The sequence below is a fragment of the Pseudoduganella sp. RAF53_2 genome (genome assembly GCF_052113985.1).
Classification (GTDB): Bacteria; Pseudomonadota; Gammaproteobacteria; order Burkholderiales; family Burkholderiaceae_D; genus Rugamonas.
In genome coordinates this window covers 1-16,529 of the sequence record NZ_JBFRDW010000045.1, presented here as the reverse complement: position 1 = coordinate 16,529, position 16,529 = coordinate 1, and the positions used below count along the sequence as shown (strand labels likewise).

General features: G+C 61.2%; 17 protein-coding genes and 1 riboswitch. Of the genes, 11 read left to right on the top strand and 6 right to left on the bottom strand.

Annotation, left to right across the window (positions count from 1 at the left end; genetic code table 11):
* Positions 1–25 precede the first annotated feature (25 nt).
* A complete protein-coding gene (locus AB4Z11_RS04785; RefSeq protein WP_442023066.1) occupies positions 26–598 on the top strand; it encodes a DJ-1/PfpI family protein in 573 nt (190 codons plus the stop codon).
* A 68-nt stretch (positions 599–666) separates the two neighbouring features.
* The gene (locus tag AB4Z11_RS04780) at positions 667–1,071 is read left to right on the top strand and encodes a VOC family protein (protein ID WP_442023065.1); all 405 of its coding nucleotides are present in this window, start codon (positions 667–669) and stop codon (positions 1,069–1,071) included.
* 39 nt (positions 1,072–1,110) lie between these two features.
* Here AB4Z11_RS04780 and AB4Z11_RS04775 read toward each other — a convergent pair whose 3' ends face one another.
* Positions 1,111–1,332 carry a hypothetical protein gene (locus AB4Z11_RS04775; RefSeq protein WP_442023064.1) on the bottom strand — a complete coding sequence of 74 codons (222 nt, stop codon included), beginning with the start codon at positions 1,330–1,332 and terminating at the stop codon, positions 1,111–1,113.
* A gap of 155 nt (positions 1,333–1,487) precedes the next feature.
* Here AB4Z11_RS04775 and AB4Z11_RS04770 point away from each other — a divergent pair, with 155 nt between their 5' ends.
* The 4 genes from AB4Z11_RS04770 to AB4Z11_RS04755 are packed head-to-tail and all read left to right on the top strand — an operon-like array spanning position 1,488 to position 5,216.
* Complete coding sequence (locus AB4Z11_RS04770; RefSeq protein ID WP_442023063.1) at positions 1,488–2,858, top strand: ethanolamine ammonia-lyase subunit EutB; 1,371 nt, start codon at positions 1,488–1,490, stop codon at positions 2,856–2,858.
* Positions 2,855–3,691, top strand: a complete 837-nt coding sequence (gene eutC, locus AB4Z11_RS04765) for an ethanolamine ammonia-lyase subunit EutC (protein ID WP_442023062.1) — start codon at positions 2,855–2,857, stop codon at positions 3,689–3,691. Before AB4Z11_RS04770 ends, eutC begins: the two co-directional genes overlap by 4 nt.
* Before the next feature lie 15 nt (positions 3,692–3,706).
* Positions 3,707–4,447, top strand: coding sequence for a metallophosphoesterase family protein (locus tag AB4Z11_RS04760; protein WP_442023061.1), 741 nt, complete (start codon positions 3,707–3,709; stop codon positions 4,445–4,447).
* Between the two features lie 22 nt (positions 4,448–4,469).
* On the top strand, positions 4,470–5,216 hold the full coding sequence (locus AB4Z11_RS04755) for a metallophosphoesterase family protein (RefSeq protein ID WP_442023060.1): 747 nt from the start codon (positions 4,470–4,472) through the stop codon (positions 5,214–5,216).
* Here the strand turns inward: AB4Z11_RS04755 and AB4Z11_RS04750 are convergent.
* Positions 5,203–5,799, bottom strand: a complete 597-nt coding sequence (locus AB4Z11_RS04750) for a hypothetical protein (protein ID WP_442023059.1) — start codon at positions 5,797–5,799, stop codon at positions 5,203–5,205. The genes AB4Z11_RS04755 and AB4Z11_RS04750 overlap by 14 nt on opposite strands.
* 89 nt (positions 5,800–5,888) lie before the next feature.
* Complete coding sequence (locus AB4Z11_RS04745) at positions 5,889–6,242, bottom strand: VOC family protein (protein ID WP_442023058.1); 354 nt, start codon at positions 6,240–6,242, stop codon at positions 5,889–5,891.
* A gap of 62 nt (positions 6,243–6,304) precedes the next feature.
* On the opposite strand from AB4Z11_RS04745, the gene AB4Z11_RS04740 reads away from it, so the two are divergent.
* The 5 genes from AB4Z11_RS04740 (at position 6,305) to AB4Z11_RS04720 (ending at position 11,457) form a co-directional block, all read left to right on the top strand.
* Positions 6,305–7,087 (top strand): transporter, encoded by a 783-nt coding sequence (locus AB4Z11_RS04740; RefSeq protein WP_442023057.1) that lies wholly within the window; start codon positions 6,305–6,307, stop codon positions 7,085–7,087.
* A 15-nt stretch (positions 7,088–7,102) separates the two neighbouring features.
* Entirely contained in the window at positions 7,103–8,194 is a 1,092-nt protein-coding gene (locus AB4Z11_RS04735) for a patatin-like phospholipase family protein (RefSeq protein WP_442023056.1), read from the top strand.
* Positions 8,195–8,290: 96 nt separating this feature from the next.
* Positions 8,291–9,754, top strand: a complete 1,464-nt coding sequence (locus tag AB4Z11_RS04730; RefSeq protein ID WP_442023055.1) for a catalase — start codon at positions 8,291–8,293, stop codon at positions 9,752–9,754.
* A gap of 111 nt (positions 9,755–9,865) precedes the next feature.
* Positions 9,866–10,990, top strand: coding sequence for a M14 family metallopeptidase (locus AB4Z11_RS04725; protein ID WP_442023054.1), 1,125 nt, complete (start codon positions 9,866–9,868; stop codon positions 10,988–10,990).
* 2 nt (positions 10,991–10,992) lie between these two features.
* Complete coding sequence (locus AB4Z11_RS04720; RefSeq protein WP_442023053.1) at positions 10,993–11,457, top strand: CYTH domain-containing protein; 465 nt, start codon at positions 10,993–10,995, stop codon at positions 11,455–11,457.
* On the opposite strand, the gene AB4Z11_RS04715 is transcribed toward AB4Z11_RS04720, so the two are convergent.
* The 3 genes from AB4Z11_RS04715 to acnA all read right to left on the bottom strand — a co-directional run.
* A complete protein-coding gene (locus tag AB4Z11_RS04715) occupies positions 11,447–13,231 on the bottom strand; it encodes a S8 family serine peptidase (protein WP_442023052.1) in 1,785 nt (594 codons plus the stop codon). The two genes, AB4Z11_RS04720 and AB4Z11_RS04715, sit on opposite strands and share 11 nt — an antisense overlap.
* A gap of 107 nt (positions 13,232–13,338) precedes the next feature.
* A riboswitch (cyclic di-GMP riboswitch) is annotated at positions 13,339–13,426 on the bottom strand.
* A 212-nt stretch (positions 13,427–13,638) separates the two neighbouring features.
* Positions 13,639–14,910 carry a DUF2863 family protein gene (locus AB4Z11_RS04710; RefSeq protein ID WP_442023051.1) on the bottom strand — a complete coding sequence of 424 codons (1,272 nt, stop codon included), beginning with the start codon at positions 14,908–14,910 and terminating at the stop codon, positions 13,639–13,641.
* 173 nt (positions 14,911–15,083) lie between these two features.
* Positions 15,084–16,529: aconitate hydratase AcnA (gene acnA, locus AB4Z11_RS04705; RefSeq protein ID WP_442023050.1), on the bottom strand; the 1,446-nt coding region annotated here is incomplete at its 5' end.

Genomic DNA, 16,529 nt, shown 5'->3' with positions numbered 1-16,529 from the left:
ATCCAACCTTGAAAAGGAGAGTGAAATGAGCGCGAAGAAAATCTTGTTTCTGACCGGCGATTTTGCAGAGGATTACGAGACGATGGTGCCATTCCAGGCACTGCAAATGGTCGGGCATACGGTGCACGCCGTCTGTCCCGGCAAGAAGAGCGGGGACAAGATCAAGACCGCCATTCACGACTTCGAAGGCGACCAGACCTATACCGAGAAGCCGGGCCACATGTTCACCCTGAACGCAAACTTCAGCGACGTCAGGGTGGGCGGCTACGATGCCCTGATGATTGCCGGTGGCCGCGCACCCGAGTACCTGCGCATGAATGCAGATCTGCTGCGGCTGGTGCAGGAATTCGCCAAGGCAGGCAAAYCAATTGCCGCCGTCTGCCACGGCGCGCAGATTCTGACGGCGGCGGACGTCATCAAGGGCAAGAAGATCTCGGCCTATCCCGCCTGTGCGGCAGAAGTGCGCACGGCCGGCGCTGAATACATGTCCATCGAAATGGACCAGGCGGTCACGGACGGGAACTTCGTTACGGCCCCGGCCTGGCCTGCACATCCTCAGTGGCTGGCTCAGTTCCTCAAAGTGCTGGAAAAAGTTTGATTGGTCTTGTCGATTGCGGGCAAGCTGGCGCGTCGTAGGGATACCAACCACTCAATGAGGAACCAGAAATGAACAAGCAAATCTTCGTCAACCTGCCCGTCAAGGATCTGGAAAAGTCGAAAGCCTTCTTCGCGGCGCTGGGCTACACCTTCAACCCGCAATACACCAACGAACATGCGGCGAGCATGATTATTCACGATGGCAGCATCTACGCCATGCTGCTGACCGAGCCTTTCTTCAAGGGCTTTACCAGCAAGCCGATCGTGAGCGCGAAAGAAGCGACCGAGGTGATCGTGTGCCTGAGCTGCGATAGCCGCGAGGAGGTGGACGATCTGGTGAAGAAGGCGCTGGCTGCCGGTGGCAAGGCGCCGCGTGAGCCGCAGGACCATGGCTTCATGTATGGCCACGGCTTCGAAGATCTGGACGGCCACGTCTGGGAACTGGTCTACATGCTGCCCCAGCAGGCTCAGTAAAAATAAAAAGGCCAACCATTGCGGTTGGCCTTTGTCGCATCAGCGGGTACCGTTGTTGGTGCCTTGCTGTTGCATGCTGCGTTCCATCTGGTCTTTATCGACCGCTTTCACGCCATCAGGTACTTGCTTACGCGGGATCATGCTGCCGGTCATCGTAAACTTTTCGCCGGCGGTTTCTGGCGCGCCGTTGCCGGTCCAGTCAACACTGGCGCAGCCAGAGATCGAGGCAGCAAGGCCCAGTGCAAAAATTACGCTCTTCATACTCCCCTTTCTAGATTTTGAAGTGTTGATGTCAAATGCTTAACACATCTGACAATCTACCATGGGATTGTCAAAAAAGTTTCACCAAATTGCATTATTTTTAAACGATTTCGCGGGACTATACTCAGGTGGTGCTTCCTCGACGGAGCCTTTCAATGAGCAAGTTTCAGTACCGTGATTTGAAGGATTTGTTGGCCAAGGCTTCGCCTGCGCGTTCAGGGGATTTGCTGGCCGGCGTGGCCGCATCCAGCGCTGCGGAGCGCGTGGCGGCGCAGATGGCGCTCGCGGATTTACCGTTGACCACTTTTCTGAATGAAGCGCTGGTGCCGTATGAGGATGACGAGGTCACGCGGCTGATCATGGACACGCATTCGGCGCCGGCGTTTGCCGAGATCCGCCATCTGACAGTCGGCGACTTCCGCAACTGGCTGCTGGACGAGCACACCGGCAGCGCACGCTTATCTGCCGTGGCGCCGGGCATTACGCCGGAAATGGCGGCAGCGGTCAGCAAGATCATGCGCAATCAGGACTTGATTCTGGCTGCATCCAAATGCCAGGTCACGACGGCTTTTCGCAACACGCTTGGCTTGCGTGGCACGTTGTCCGCACGGCTGCAGCCGAATCATCCGGCCGATGATGCCAGCGGCATCGCTGCCAGTATTCTCGATGGCCTGTTATACGGTTGCGGCGATGCGGTGATCGGCATTAATCCGGCGACCGACAACGTGGCGCAGGTGATCAATCTCGTTGTGATGCTGGACGAGATCATCGGCCGCTTCGCGATCCCTTCGCAATCGTGTGTGCTGACGCACGTGACCAATACGCTGGCCGCGATTGAGCGCGGTGCGCCGGTTGATCTGGTGTTTCAGTCGATTGCGGGCACTGAGGCGGCGAATCGCAGCTTCGGCGTCAATCTGGCGCTGCTCGATGAAGCGCGCCAGGCGGCGCTTGCGCTGGGACGCGGCACGGTCGGCAGCAATGTGATGTACTTTGAGACGGGGCAGGGCAGTGCGCTGTCAGCGTCCGCGCATCACGGGATGGACCAGCAGACATGCGAGGCGCGTGCCTATGCGGTCGCGCGCCATTTCAAGCCGCTGCTGGTCAACAGCGTGGTTGGTTTCATTGGTCCTGAATATCTGTACGACGGCAAGCAGATCACGCGCGCAGGACTGGAAGATCATTTCTGCGGCAAGCTGCTTGGCCTGCCCATGGGCTGCGACATCTGCTACACCAATCACGCCGAGGCGGATCAGGATGATATGGACGTTCTTCTTACTTTGCTGGCGGCGGCAGGGGTGACCTATGTGATGGGCGTGCCCGGTGCGGATGACATCATGCTCAATTACCAGAGCACTTCGTACCACGATGTGCTGTACGCTCGCACGCTGCTGGAGCGTCAGCCGGCGCCGGAGTTTGCAGCGTGGCTGCAGGCTTCCGGCATATTCGGCGCGGATGGGCTGCCAGTGCGCGAGCCGCCGGCATTGTTCCAGCCGGCGCTACGCCGCTTGCAGGGAGGACCGGTATGAATCCATGGTCCGCGCTGCGCCAGTTCACTGCGGCCCGCGTGGCGCTCGGACGCCACGGCCCCAGCTTACCGACCGCGCCGCAACTGGCCTTCCAGCTCGCCCACGCGATGGCGCGCGATGCGGTCCATACGCCGCTGGACGTGGAGCCACTGCGCGTCGCCGTCACGCAGGCGCTGCGCCTGGCACCCGGCAATGCCGCTGGCGACTCGACGGACAGCGCGCCGGATGATGCGGCTGCGGCGCGTTGCCTGCTCCTGCATAGCGCTGCTGCGACGCGCGAAGTGTACCTGCAGCGTCCCGACCTTGGCCGCCAGCTCGGCGAATCATCGCGCGCCGAATTGGCTGCGCTGCCGCGCGCCGTGAACGGCGCCGACGTGGCCTTCGTCGTGGCGGACGGCCTGTCCGCGCTGGCGGTGCAGCAGCATGCTGCGCCTCTGCTGGCGCAGCTGATTCCGCGCTTGCTCGCTGACGGCTTCACGCTGGCGCCGCTGACAATCGTGCAGCAGGCCCGCGTCGCGATCGGCGACGAGATCGGCGAACTGCTGGGCGCGAAGGCAGTGGTGGTGCTGATCGGCGAGCGTCCCGGCCTTAGTTCGCCAGACAGCATGGGTCTGTACATGACCTGGGCGCCACGCCGCGGCCTGACCGACGAAGCGCGCAATTGCATCTCCAATGTGCGTCCGGAAGGACTGTGTTACGAAACGGCGGCCTACCGCTTACACTATCTGCTCGACCAGGCCCGCAAGCGCGGCCTGTCCGGCATCCAGCTGAAGGACGAAACCGTGGCTGCGGATGCAGCGCTGCCAGCCCAGCGCACCTTCCTGCTGCTTTAATGAATGGAGAATTTTATGCGGATCGCGGCAATTTCAGACGTTCACGGCAACCTGTGGGCACTTGATGCCGTGCTGGCAGAGGTCGAGCGCCGCGGTGCGGACGTCATCGTCAACCTTGGCGATATTCTGTCAGGTCCCTTGCTGCCGCGCGAAACGGCCGATCGGCTGATGGCGTTGAACCTGCCGACCATCGCCGGCAATCACGAACGCCAGGTGCTGGAAGGCGATCCCGCGCGCATGGGCGCATCGGACTTGCACGCGCACGAGCACATCACGCCGGCGCAACGTGCCTGGATGCGCAGCCTGCCGCAAACGCTGCGTCTTGCAGACGACGTGTTGCTGGTGCATGGCACGCCGGATTCGGACCTGGTCTATTTCATGGAAACGGTGACGGAACAGGGCATTCGTCCCTCCACGCATGATGAGGTGAGCGAGCGTGCCGCCAATGCACAGGCATCGCTGATCTTGTGCGGGCACACGCATACACCGCGCACCATGCAACTCGACGACGGCCGCTTGATCGGCAATCCCGGCAGCGTGGGCGTGCAAGCTTTCTATGCCGATTATCCCTTCGATCATAAGGTCGAGAACCGCACGCCGCATGCACGCTACTGCATTGCCGAGCGCAGCGCCGATGGCTGGACAGTGGCGCAGTACGCGATTGCCTACGACTGGCGTCCCGCCAGCGAACTCGCGGCCCGCAATGGTCGTCCCGATTGGGCGCTCGCTCTTCGAACCGGACGCGCGGTGGTATAGTGATCCGCGAAAGGAGAGGCCGATGCGTATCGCAGCAATCTCCGACATTCATGGCAATTTGTGGGCGCTCGATGCGGTGCTGGACGACATCGTCAAACGCAAAGTTGACCTGACAGTGAACCTGGGCGATATCCTGTCCAGCCCCCTGAAGCCCCGCGAAACGGCGGAGCGGCTGATGCCATTGAATTTGCCGACCATCTCGGGCAATCACGAACGCCAGGTGCTCGAAGACGATCCTGCGCAACTCAGCGTCGAGGATCGTAACGCTTACGACCACATCACCGACGAACAGCGGGCCTGGATRCGCAGCCTGCCRMAAACGCTGCGCATTGCCGATGACGTGCTGCTCGTGCACGGYACACCGTCATCGGACGTACGCTATTTCTTGGAGACTGTGACAGAGCAGGGCCGGCGTGCGGCCACGCATGAAGAAGTGCTTGAGCGCGCGAGCGATGCGCACGCTTCGCTGATCCTTTGCGGCCATACCCACATCCCGCGCGCCTTCCGCCTTGATGATGGACGCCTGATCGCCAATCCCGGCAGCGTCGGTTGGCCTGCGTTCGATGATATCCATCCCTTCCATCACAAGGCAGAGAACAATACGCCCCACGCCCGCTACGCCATCTTCGAGCGCACCCCCTGCGGCTGGACCATCGAACACTACGCCATCGCCTACGACTGGAGCGCCGCCAGCGACTTCGCCGCTCGCCACGACAACGCCGAATGGGCCTACCTTCTCCGCACTGGCCGCATGCCTAAAAAGACCTGACGACCAAGGTGCACATGGCAATAAGGTTCGCCGCGACCAGGGCAATTATCCAGCGCGTGTTATTCGCCAGCTCGTTTCGCAGCACCCGCTGGTCGTCCCATAGTTCCTTGGTGCTCTTCTCGCTCCATGCTCGCTGCTCGGTCAGCACAAATTTGAGATTGCCGTTCTGTTCGGCGAACGTGCGCAGGAAATCTTCTTTTTGCGAGGCGAGCCCGGCTTGGAACGCATCTCGCTGTTCAGCGAGCCCACGTCGGAACTCTTCTTGTTGTTGATCTAGTGCGCGTCGGAGCACTTCTTTTTGCTCATCGAGTCCGCGCCGGAACTCCCCTTTCTGTTCAGCAAGGGCGTTCAAGAACTTTTCATTTTGAATGGCCATCTCCTGCCTGGCCTCCTTGCGTTGATCAGCAAGGGCTTGTTGAAGTTCTATGCTCTGCCGAATTACCGAGTCGTGCAGTTCGGTCCTCAGGCCGTCAACTGATGTCTGAAGCTTGTCCAAAGCTGTTAATACAGATTCCATCGTGAGCTCCAGCTTGGAAATACGGACCTCGTGACCCTCCAGTTTGACTTGTACGTCGGGTTCCATAGCGGTCTCCTGTCACTGATGTGCTCTTACTTTGCGCCGTTGAGACGGACGTACTTTGAGCTTGGACAGGGAGCGGTGAATTTAGTTCACTAGACCCGGTGGCTGACTTCGATGAGGATGCCGCCAGGTGCTTGGGCGTAGAAGGCGAGGGCGCCCCAGGCTCGGGCTGGCGGCGCGGGGACGGGTAGGCCGGAGTCGGCCAGGTGCTGATAAACAGCGTGCACGGCTTCGTCGGAGGATTGCAGGAAGCCGATGTGGAAGCCCTGCGGGTAGATCACTGGCCCGTCCAGCTGGTTCAGCACCAGCACAAAGCCGCCTGTGCCGTGCAGAATGGCCATTCCGGGCGCCGGTGCACCCAGCCGCTCGAAGCCGAAGCCTTTTTCGAAGTAATGCACGGCCGCTTCGAGATCGCTGACCGGCAGGTCGATGTGGTTGAGTTGCATGGCGGACCTCCTCGTTGAGTCGGACTTGTATAATCCTAAGCCAAATCCCAGGTGGAGGACACATGCATTACAAGCTTGCATTCGGACTGTCGCTGATCATGGTATCCGGCATCGCGCTGGCCGCGCCGGACGAGAACATTTCTACCGACCGCCCTGACTTTGTCGACTCGGCTGACACGGTCGGCAAAGGCGTCATCCAGCTCGAAGCCGGCTTCGCCCAGGACCGCAACAAGGACGCCGGCCTGAAGGAGCGTACGAGCAGCACTCCGCTGCTGCTGCGTATCGGCGTCGCGGATGATCTTGAGCTGCGCCTCGAAACCGACGGCCGCATGCGCTATCGCGCCGATGGCACGGATTACGCGCGTGACAGCGGCTGGGGCGATGCCGCGGTCAGCATGAAGTGGCACGTGCGCGATGGCGAAGGCGCCATGCCTGCCATCGGCTTGATCGGACAGCTGGACTTCGCCACCGGTTCGCAGGCATTCAAGGGCAACGGCACGCGTCCATCGGTGCGCATTACGGGCGAATGGGACTTGCCGGACAACTGGTCGGTCGGCGTCATGCCCGGCATCGTGGCGGACCGCGATGAACAGGGCCGGCACTTCACCAGCGGCATGTTCGGTGTTTCCTTCGACAAGGAGTGGAGCGAGAGCACGCATACCTTTATTGAGGTAGCATCGCAGCGCATCGCCAAAACGCGCTACGGCGGCACTTCGGCCAGTTTCGACACCGGCGCCACTTACCTGCTGTCGAAAAACTGGCAGGTCGACGCCGCGATGTTCTTCGGCCTGAATCGCCGTACGCCGGATTTCAGCTTTACTATCGGGCTCTCTGCCCGCCTCTGAACAAGGAGAAGCTTCGTGGTGAAACGCAAAGAGGCGCAGGCCTTGCCCGGACAAGTCGTGCTCGTGCTGCAAGGCGGCGGCGCGCTGGGCGCTTATCAGCTGGGCGTCTATCAGGCCATGCACGAAGCGGGCGTGGAGCCGGACTGGGTGATCGGTACCTCGATCGGCGCGCTGAATGGCGCCATCATCGCCGGCAATCCGCCGGAGATGCGCCTCAAGCGCCTGCGCCAGTTCTGGGAAACGATGGAGCAGCATTCCGCTCTGTTCCCGAATATGCCGCGCCTCTTTGCCAACGCGCTGACCATCACACAGGGCATCCCGGCCTTCTTCGATCCTAATCCGATCACATGGTGGAATCCGGCGGCGAAAGTCGGCGTCGAGAATGCGGCCTTCTACCGCACCAATGCGCTGCGCGAAACGATGGAAGCGCTGGTCGATTTCAAATATCTGAATGAGCGTCACACGCGTTTCACCGTTGGCGCGGTCAACGCCCGCAATGGCGTCATGCGCTACTTCGATACACGCAAGGAGGCGCTGGACGTCACCAACGTGCTGGCTTCGGGCGCGATTCCGCCGGCCTTCCCGGCGATCCGCATCGGCGAGGAGCCTTACTGGGACGGCGGGATTTATTCGAACACGCCGATCGAAGCGGTGCTGGACGATGAGCCGCGCCACGACTCGGTCATCTTCTCCGTGCAGGTGTGGAACCCGGATGGCAGCGAGCCGCAAAGCGTGCTGGATGTGCTGGAGAAGCACAAGGAAATCCAGTACGCCAGCCGCGCCAGCAACATCGAGCAGCAGCGCAAGCTGCACCGCCTGCGCCATGTGATCCGCCAGCTGACCCTGAAACTGCCGGATGAGGTCCGCAAGTCGCCCGAAGTGCGCGAGCTGTCGCTGTGGGGCTGCGGCACGTCCATGCACATCGTGATGATGAAGGCGCCGCACCTGCACTGCGAAGACCACACCAAGGACATCGACTTTTCGCAGGAGGGCATCCAGCAGCGCTGGCAGGCGGGCTACGAAGACGGCAAGCGCGCATTCGGGGCCAAACCCTGGGCGGTGCTGCCGGACCCGATCGAAGGCATCGCGATCCATGAGCATTTTTAAAATTTTCTATCGAATAGATAGTATCAATCAAATTTATTAATTGAGCTTGCTTACTTAGAATGGTTTCACCAGCCAACGCTAAGAGGAGCAAGCACAATGAGCCAACCGCCTATCACCACCGCATCCGGCATTCCCGTCGCCGACAACCAGAATTCCCTGACTGCCGGCCCGCGCGGCCCGGTGCTGCTGCAGGACTTCCACCTGATCGAGAAACTGCAGCACTTCAATCGCGAACGCATCCCTGAGCGCGTGGTACACGCCAAAGGTTCGGGCGCTTATGGCACGTTCACCGTCACCCACGACATCACCAGATACACCAAGGCCAGGCTGTTCGCGCAGATTGGCAAGCAGACCGAAACCTTCCTGCGCTTCTCCACTGTGGGCGGCGAAAAGGGCAGTGCGGACACGGAACGCGATCCGCGCGGCTTTGCCGTCCGTTTCTATACCGAAGAGGGTAATTGGGACCTGGTTGGCAACAATACGCCGATGTTCTTCATCAAGGACGGCATCAAGTTCCCCGATTTCATTCACACTCAGAAGCGCGATCCGCAGACCAATCTGAAGTCGCCAACCGCGATGTTCGACTTTTGGAGCCGTTCGCCGGAAAGCCTGCACCAGGTCACCATGCTGTTCTCGGACCGTGGCACCCCGGACGGTTATCGCCACATGGACGGTTTCGGCAGCCACACCTTTAGCCTGATCAACGACGCCGGTGAGCGCGTCTACGTGAAATGGCATTTCAAGACGCAGCAGGGCATCAGGAACCTGGCGGCAGCCGATGCGGTGCGCCTGGCGGGTGAAGATCCCGATTACGCGCAGCGCGACCTGTTCAACGCCATCGCCAGCGGCCAGTTCCCGCGCTGGGATGTGAAGCTGCAGGTGGCGACCGAGCAGCAACTGGCGGACTGGGAAGCCCGCACTGGCTGGAATCCCTTCGACCTGACCAAGGTGTGGCCGCATGCCGATTTCCCGCTGATTCCGGTGGGCGTGCTGGAACTGAACCGCAATCCGGTCAATTACCACGCTGAGGTGGAGCAGGCGGCGCTATCGCCGTCGAACGTGGTGCCGGGCATGGGCTATTCGCCGGATAAGATGCTGCAGGCGCGCCTGTTTGCTTACCACGATGCGCAGCTGTACCGCGTAGGCACCAACCACCAGCATCTGCCGGTGAATGCGCCACGCTGCCCCTTCCACAACCAGCAGCGCGACGGCGCGATGGCGATTGCCAATGGCGGCGCGGCGCAGAATTACGCGGCGGTGGAAGCTGCCGGTGTGAATCCGCACGGCATGGGCAATGGCGAGGGGCCACTGGGCTTGAGTGGTGCGGCGGGCCGTTACGATGGGCGTGGCAAGGAAGATGATTACACCCAGGCCGGTAATCTCTTCCGTCTGATGCCTGAGCAGGAGAAGCTCAACCTGTTCGCCAATCTGGCAGGTCCGATGAGTCAGGTCAGCGATGAGATTATTCAGCGGCAGCTGGAGCATTTCGACAAGGCCGATCCGGCTTATGGCGCCGGCGTGCGCGCGGCCTTGAAGGCGCGCGGCCGCAACATCGCTTAAAACCCACGGCGTAACCCTGGTGGCAGCCACATCGTGGCTGCCACCTGCTTCTGCCGTGGGTTGTACAATGACGGAAATCCGATCAACCCAGATCATCTGAACGGGACCGTAATGACCATCAAGATCAGCCAGAATTTCGACTCCGGCGCCATCGAAGTGCTGCGCGCTGACAGCGCAGCCAACATCGAACTGAACCTCCGCAAAGACTCGCACGCAGACATCCACCAGTGGTTCCACTTCCGCCTGCAGGGCGCGCGCGGCGAGGCCGTGACGATGCGCTTCCTGAACGCGGGCCAGGCGACCTACGCCAAGGGTTTCGAGGACTACCACGCCGCAGCGAGCTATGACGGTGAAAACTGGTTCCGTGTGCCGACGTCCTTCGACGGCCAGGTCATGACCATCAAGCACACCCCGCACAACGACAGCGTCTACTACGCCTACTTCGAGCCGTATTCGTGGGAGCGCCACCTGCGCCTGCTGGGCGAAGTGGCCGAGAATCCGGTCGCCCGCGTGCTGGATATCGGCTCCACCGTCGATGGCCGTGACATGAACCTGGTCGTGATCGGCGAGCCGGAAGCGGAAAAGAAAATCTGGTTCATCGCGCGCCAGCACCCTGGCGAGTCGATGGCCGAATGGTTCATCGAAGGCCTGATCGACTGCCTGCTGGACGATGCCAACCCGATCGCACGCAAGCTGCTGCAGCGCTGCTGCTTCTACATCGTGCCGAACATGAATCCGGACGGCTCCGTGCGCGGCAACCTGCGCACCAACGCATCCGGCGCGAACCTGAACCGTGAGTGGATGACCCCATCGCTGGAGCGTTCGCCTGAAGTGCTGTGCGTGAAGCAGAAAATTCACGAAACCGGCGTGGACATGTTCTTCGACATCCACGGCGACGAAGCGCTGCCTTACAACTTCGTGGCCGGTAACGAGATGCTGGAGAACTTCACAGCCGAACAGATGGCGCGCCAGAAGAACTTCATCGAGCGCTACAAGCAGTCCAGCCCGGACTTCCAGGACAAATACGGCTACGCGCCGTCCAAGTACAAGGAAGACATGCTGACGCTGGCGTCCARGTACATCGGCCACCACTTCAAGGTGCTGTCGCTGACGCTGGAAATGCCGTTCAAGGATAACGCCGACCTGCCGGTGCCGACCGTGGGCTGGAACGGTTCGCGCAGTGCGGCGCTGGGTGYGGCCATCCTGCAGCCTATCCTGCTGTCGCTGGACGAGTAAACATGGGCGTCGAGATCGAACGCAAATTCCTCGTGACGAACGAGGACTGGAAGCAGCAGGGCGAGCCTGTGCTGCTGCGCCAGGGCTATCTGTCCTCCAACGCGGAGCGCACCGTGCGCGTTCGCATCGAAGGCGATAAGGCGGTCTTGACGATCAAAACTAAAAACGTCGGCGCCAGCCGCGGCGAGTGGGAGTATCCGCTGCCGATGGCCGACGCCGTCGAGTTTCTCGACAATGTGTGCGAGAAACCCATCATTGAAAAATACCGCCGCAAGATTCCTTTCGGCGGCTTCACCTGGGAAGTCGATGAATTCCTGGGCGTGAATGCCGGGCTGGTCATTGCCGAGATCGAACTCCCCAGCGAAAACCAGCGTTTCGACAAGCCTGATTGGGCAGGCGAGGATGTGACTCATGATCCCCGCTACTACAACTCCTGCCTGATCAAGCAGCCTTACACTACTTGGTAACAGCGCGGTAGTACAAGGTGCTGTTGCCGGCTGCGTCACGCGCGCTGGCGTACAGGCTGTGGCTACCGGCGGCGATGCTGGTTGTGTTCCAGGTGTAGGACATGGTACTGCCCGAACCGTTTGCCACTTTCACACCATCGATGTACAGCGCCAGGGTCAGACCTGCCGGGCCGCTGTTGTCGGAGGCATCGATCTTCACGTTGACCAGGCCAGTCACTTTGCCCGCCACCGGATTGCTGATGGTGACCACCGGCTTGATGGTGTCCTTCACCGGAGCCGCAACCACGTTGGCCACGTTCACCGAGACTGGCGCGGACGATGCCACATTGCCTGCCGCGTCGTAGGCGACCGCGATCAGCGAGGCCATGCCGTTCACTACACCTTTGGAATCCCAGGAGAAGGCGAAAGGCGCTGCGCTGTCGGTGGCAACCACGGTGTTGTTCACCTTCAGTTCAACGCGCGACACGCCGACGTTGTCAGCCGCGTTCACGTTGATAGCAACGGTGCCGAACACGGTGCTGCTGGCGGCTGGCGAAGCAATTGCCACGGTCGGCGCGGTGGTGTCCTTCGGAGTGGACGCTGCAATCGCGGCATCCACCGCAGCGGCGGCATTCACGCGGCCGTAACCGTAGTAGATGTCGCGGCCTGGCGTGCCCAGATCGACAGCGGTGGAATACATCAGGCTTTCGATCTTGGCCGGGTCCAGCGATGGATTGGCCGACATCATCAGCGCTGCCACACCGGCTGCCACCGGGCTGGCGAAAGACGTGCCGTTCCAGCCGCCGTAGCCGCCGCCCGCTACGGTGGTGTAGATGCTCGAACCTGGCGCGGACAGTGAAACGAAGCTGCCGTAGCTGGAGAAGCTGGAGCGGCTGTCGGTGCTGTCGGTGGCCGACACGGCGATCATGGTGGTGGTCGGCGTGAAGCCTTCATCGCGGTTGCTGTTACCGGCCGAGACGAACAGCAGGCCGCCCTTGCTCTTCAGGTATTGTGCGGCGCTCTGCACAGCGGCGCTGGCGGGAACGCTGGCGTAGCTGATGTTCACCACGCGCGCGCCATGGTCGGCCGCATAGGTCACGGCGCTGGCCATGGTCGAGTAGTAGGCGTAGCAGGAGTTGGTGGCGGCGTCCTTGTAGGCGATACGGATCGGCATGATCTTCGCGTTACCGGCCACGCCAGCGACGCCCGCGCCATTGTTCATGGCCGCGGCAGCGGTGCCGGCGACCGCGGTGCCGTGGCCGCACACGTCGCTGGTGTCGGCGTTATTGCTGTACACGTTCCAGCCGGGGACGATGTGCGGCGCCAGGTCGGGGTGGGTGCTGTCCACGCCGCTGTCCAGAATGGCAATGGTGACGCCTGCGCCCTGGGCTTTATCCCAGGCAGTGTTGGCGCCGATTTTGCTGATATGCCATTCGCTGCCCAGGTAAGGGTCATTGGTGACCGCGCTCAGCTTCACGCGGCGGTCCACTTCCACGTACTTGAAGTTCGGGTTCTTGCGCAGTTCAGCCACGACCGACTTTTCATTGCCGTTGCCGGGCAGGTCGACGATGTGGATATTACTTTGACCCATCTTGCGGCGCTTGCCGCCGTGCGGGCGCAGGGCTTCGTCAAAATTGGCCGTACTCAGGCCTTCGCGCGGTTCGACCAGGATGCGGCCGCGCGCATATTCGCCTTCAGGCGCGTCGTCCGTTGCGTTGTGGGCAGCATAGGCTGCGGGAATCATGGCGGCCATGGCCGCGGTCATTGCGAGGAGGGAAATGCTGTGCTTCTTCATTGGGTAGTTAAGTCCAGTTTTCAAAAAATTACCGAAAAGCGGACTGCCCGCCGGTCGGGCGACCGGTGTGAAGAGCTCACCACCGGGATGGGCCCGGGGTTGACGAGTCTGGCAGTCCTGCCGTCGCAGAGGGCCTTGGCCTCTTGACCGTTGACTTTGCGTCCCGCGCTCACACGCGGTTTGCTTTTTACAGATTTATTGAAACGCGATGGTAACGAACTCGGCGACCTGCCGCAAACGAATTCTCAATCGTGCGCGCGGGTGTTGCGGATGTGTCTGGACGGGGTTGAAACTAGATGGCAGAAGGCTAAATGGTGCGAAATAGGCGCGAATTAGGCAAGAAATAGGCGAGAAATAGGGAGGGACCCCATCTAGCTTTGGCTAAATAGGGTCCGGCCCCATTGCGGTCAGTGGAAGTGCTCGGTGCCGGTGGGGGCGTCTTCCGGCATCTCGGCGTGGACCAGTTCGCCGGAGGGATCGGCAAACAGGGGAGCGCCGCAGTCGTCGCAGTACTCAGCGACGTATTTTTCGCCCAGCTTCTTCACCTGCGAAACGCCAGCCTCGTTCAGGTGCTCGATGATTTCTTCCACCGGCGTACGCGGCTTCAGCATGGCGGTCAGGTGGCCGGCGGTAATCGGGCCTTCCGGCGGCGTGCCTTCTTCGTCTTCCTGGCCATACAGCGGCCACACCACGCCGTAGATCACGTCGCTGTCGCTGCGGCGGGTGAACGCCACGCGGTATTCGTCGATCTGGCCGTCCGGCGCGGATTCGTCGCCGAAGCCCGCAATCACCGCGCGCAGTTCGTTTGGCTCGCAGGACAGCGAATGCGTCAGATAATGCACCGCAGCGCGGATCGAGACGGGACGAATCAGCTTGTCCGCCTCGCGGCAGGCCATGTAGTACGCTTCCGGCAACAGCAGCTCGATGCCGCAGCCCGGCAGCAGGCGTGCAACGGTCGGCTCGGCCTGGGTCTTCCAGGCTTCCAGCGCATTCTTGCGCTCTTCGCCCGGATTCATGCCCGCCGCCTGCATCTGCCAGCGGAACAGGGGAGCGCCATGTTGCGCTACCACCGCCACCATCAGGTAGCGTGTATCGGCCAGGAAGGGCGCGGTTTCCGGCGTCTTGGTTTCCGACTTCACGGCCACGCCCTTCAGCGCGGACTGGCCCAGCTTGTGCGTCTTCGAATAGGCTTCCGCGTGGGTGCGCGGCAGCTGGTCGATCGAATACAAAGTAGACGACATCGCCATATGCGTGCCATCCGCCAGCAGGTGAGCGGAGAAGTGGGCCGACAGCGTGTTCAGAATCTCGCCCGGAATCTGGCCGGATGCGATGGAAAAGCGCGTCCAGGCCAGGACCGGCGCGGCCACGAGCAGCACATCGTACTCGCGCGATTCACCGTCCACTTCCACCACGATGGTGTCGGACTCGCTTACCGCTTCCACGCTATCCATGAGGACGTCGTAAGCGTTCAAATCCACGCTGAACAGGGAGTTCAGGGCGGCATCAATGGTGTCCTGATGGCCGGTGCGCAGCAGCTTGTGCAGCTGCGTGTCCAGCGTTCGCTCCCAGTTACGCTCTTCAATCCGGGAGGCTGCCTGGCCCACGGCTTGGGCTAGGTTCAGAAGGCGCTGGCTGTCGGCGGACAATTTCTGGGTTGAATCTTTGGATGGTCGACGCATAGCGCTTTTGCTCAGTGTAAAAAGGAAACCTTGTCACATATATTGTAGTGGATTCGGCAAGAAAGGGCGCCCAAAAACAAAAACGCCGGCGAGCCGGCGTTTTATTCAGAACCAGAGGCGGGAACCTGGTGGCTGCCACATCGTGGCAGCCACCTGTTTTACGCCGTAGGTTTTTAAGCAGCCAGCAGCTGGCGCAGAACGAACGGCAGGATGCCGCCGTGCTTGTAGTAGTCTACTTCGATCGGGGTATCGATACGCAGCAGCACTTGCACTTCCTGCTTGGAGCCGTCGGCGCGGTGGATCACCAGGGTAGCCTGTTGCTGTGGCTTGATTTCGCCTTCCAGACCCTTCAGGTYATACACTTCCTTGCCGGTGATGTTCAGCGACTCGACGGAATCGTTGCCGATGAACTGCAGTGGCAGCACGCCCATGCCCACCAGGTTGGAGCGGTGGATACGCTCGAAGGAACGGCAGATCACAGCCTTCACGCCCAGCAGCTGGGTGCCCTTGGCTGCCCAGTCACGGGAAGAGCCGGTACCGTATTCTTCGCCGCCGAAGATCATGGTCGGGGTGCCCGCGTCGATGTACTTCATCGCTGCGTCGTAGATCGACAATTGTTCGCCGGAAGGCTGGTGCAGGGTGATGCCGCCTTCAACCGCGGAACCGTCGGCCTTCGGAGGGATCATCTTGTTCTTGATACGCACGTTGGCGAAGGTGCCGCGCATCATGATCTCGTGGTTGCCGCGGCGCGAGCCGTAGGAGTTGAAGTCGGCCTTCATCACGCCGTTTTCCTTCAGCCACTTGCCTGCCGGGCCGTCTTCCTTGATGGAGCCGGCTGGCGAGATGTGGTCGGTGGTGATGGAGTCGCCGAACACGCCCAGTGCACGGGCGCCGGTGATGCCGGCTTCCGCTGCCTTCGGCTTCATCTCGAAGCCGTCGAAGAATGGCGGCTCAGCGATGTAGGTCGAATCAGGCCAGTTGTAGACCTGGCCTTCGGTGGAGGACACGGCTTCCCACAGCTTGCCAGGAGCGCCCTTCACGTCGGCGTAGTTTTCCTTGAAGACTTTGGAGTTCATCGCGAACTTCATCAGCTTCTGGATCTCGGCGGAGGTCGGCCAGATGTCGCCCAGGTAGACGTCCTTGCCATCCTTGCCCTGGCCGACCGGTTCGGTCATCAGGTCGCGGGTCACGTTGCCGGCGATCGCGTAAGCGACGACCAGCGGTGGCGATGCCAGGAAGTTGGAGCGGATGTTCGGGTGAATACGCGCTTCGAAGTTACGGTTACCGGACAGCACGGCGGCAGCCACGATATCGTTGCCGGTGATGGTGGCGTTCAGTTCCGGGGTCAGGTCGCCGGCGTTACCGATGCAGGTGGTGCAACCGTAAGCGGTCACGCCGAAGCCCAGTTTTTCCAGGTATGGCAGCAGGCCGGCAGCGGTCAGGTACTCGGTCACAACGCGCGAGCCAGGCGCCAGCGAGGTCTTGATGTGCGGAGCGACGTTCAGGCCGGCTTCCACGGCTTTCTTGGCCAGCAGGCCGGCAGCCAGCAGCACGCTCGGGTTGGAGGTGTTGGTGCAGGAGGTGATGGCAGCGATCAGCACGTCGCCGTTCTTCACGTT

Coding starts and splice junctions, on each gene's coding strand:
- AB4Z11_RS04770 (WP_442023063.1), top strand. CDS start 1,488: ATGAGCAAGTTTCAGTACCGTGATTTGAAGGATTTGTTGGCCAAGGCT.
- AB4Z11_RS04745 (WP_442023058.1), bottom strand. CDS start 6,242: ATGCAACTCAACCACATCGACCTGCCGGTCAGCGATCTCGAAGCGGCC.
- AB4Z11_RS04710 (WP_442023051.1), bottom strand. CDS start 14,910: ATGCGTCGACCATCCAAAGATTCAACCCAGAAATTGTCCGCCGACAGC.
- AB4Z11_RS04775 (WP_442023064.1), bottom strand. CDS start 1,332: ATGAAGAGCGTAATTTTTGCACTGGGCCTTGCTGCCTCGATCTCTGGC.
- eutC (WP_442023062.1), top strand. CDS start 2,855: ATGAATCCATGGTCCGCGCTGCGCCAGTTCACTGCGGCCCGCGTGGCG.
- AB4Z11_RS04780 (WP_442023065.1), top strand. CDS start 667: ATGAACAAGCAAATCTTCGTCAACCTGCCCGTCAAGGATCTGGAAAAG.
- AB4Z11_RS04760 (WP_442023061.1), top strand. CDS start 3,707: ATGCGGATCGCGGCAATTTCAGACGTTCACGGCAACCTGTGGGCACTT.
- AB4Z11_RS04715 (WP_442023052.1), bottom strand. CDS start 13,231: ATGAAGAAGCACAGCATTTCCCTCCTCGCAATGACCGCGGCCATGGCC.
- AB4Z11_RS04740 (WP_442023057.1), top strand. CDS start 6,305: ATGCATTACAAGCTTGCATTCGGACTGTCGCTGATCATGGTATCCGGC.
- AB4Z11_RS04720 (WP_442023053.1), top strand. CDS start 10,993: ATGGGCGTCGAGATCGAACGCAAATTCCTCGTGACGAACGAGGACTGG.
- AB4Z11_RS04730 (WP_442023055.1), top strand. CDS start 8,291: ATGAGCCAACCGCCTATCACCACCGCATCCGGCATTCCCGTCGCCGAC.
- AB4Z11_RS04750 (WP_442023059.1), bottom strand. CDS start 5,799: ATGGAACCCGACGTACAAGTCAAACTGGAGGGTCACGAGGTCCGTATT.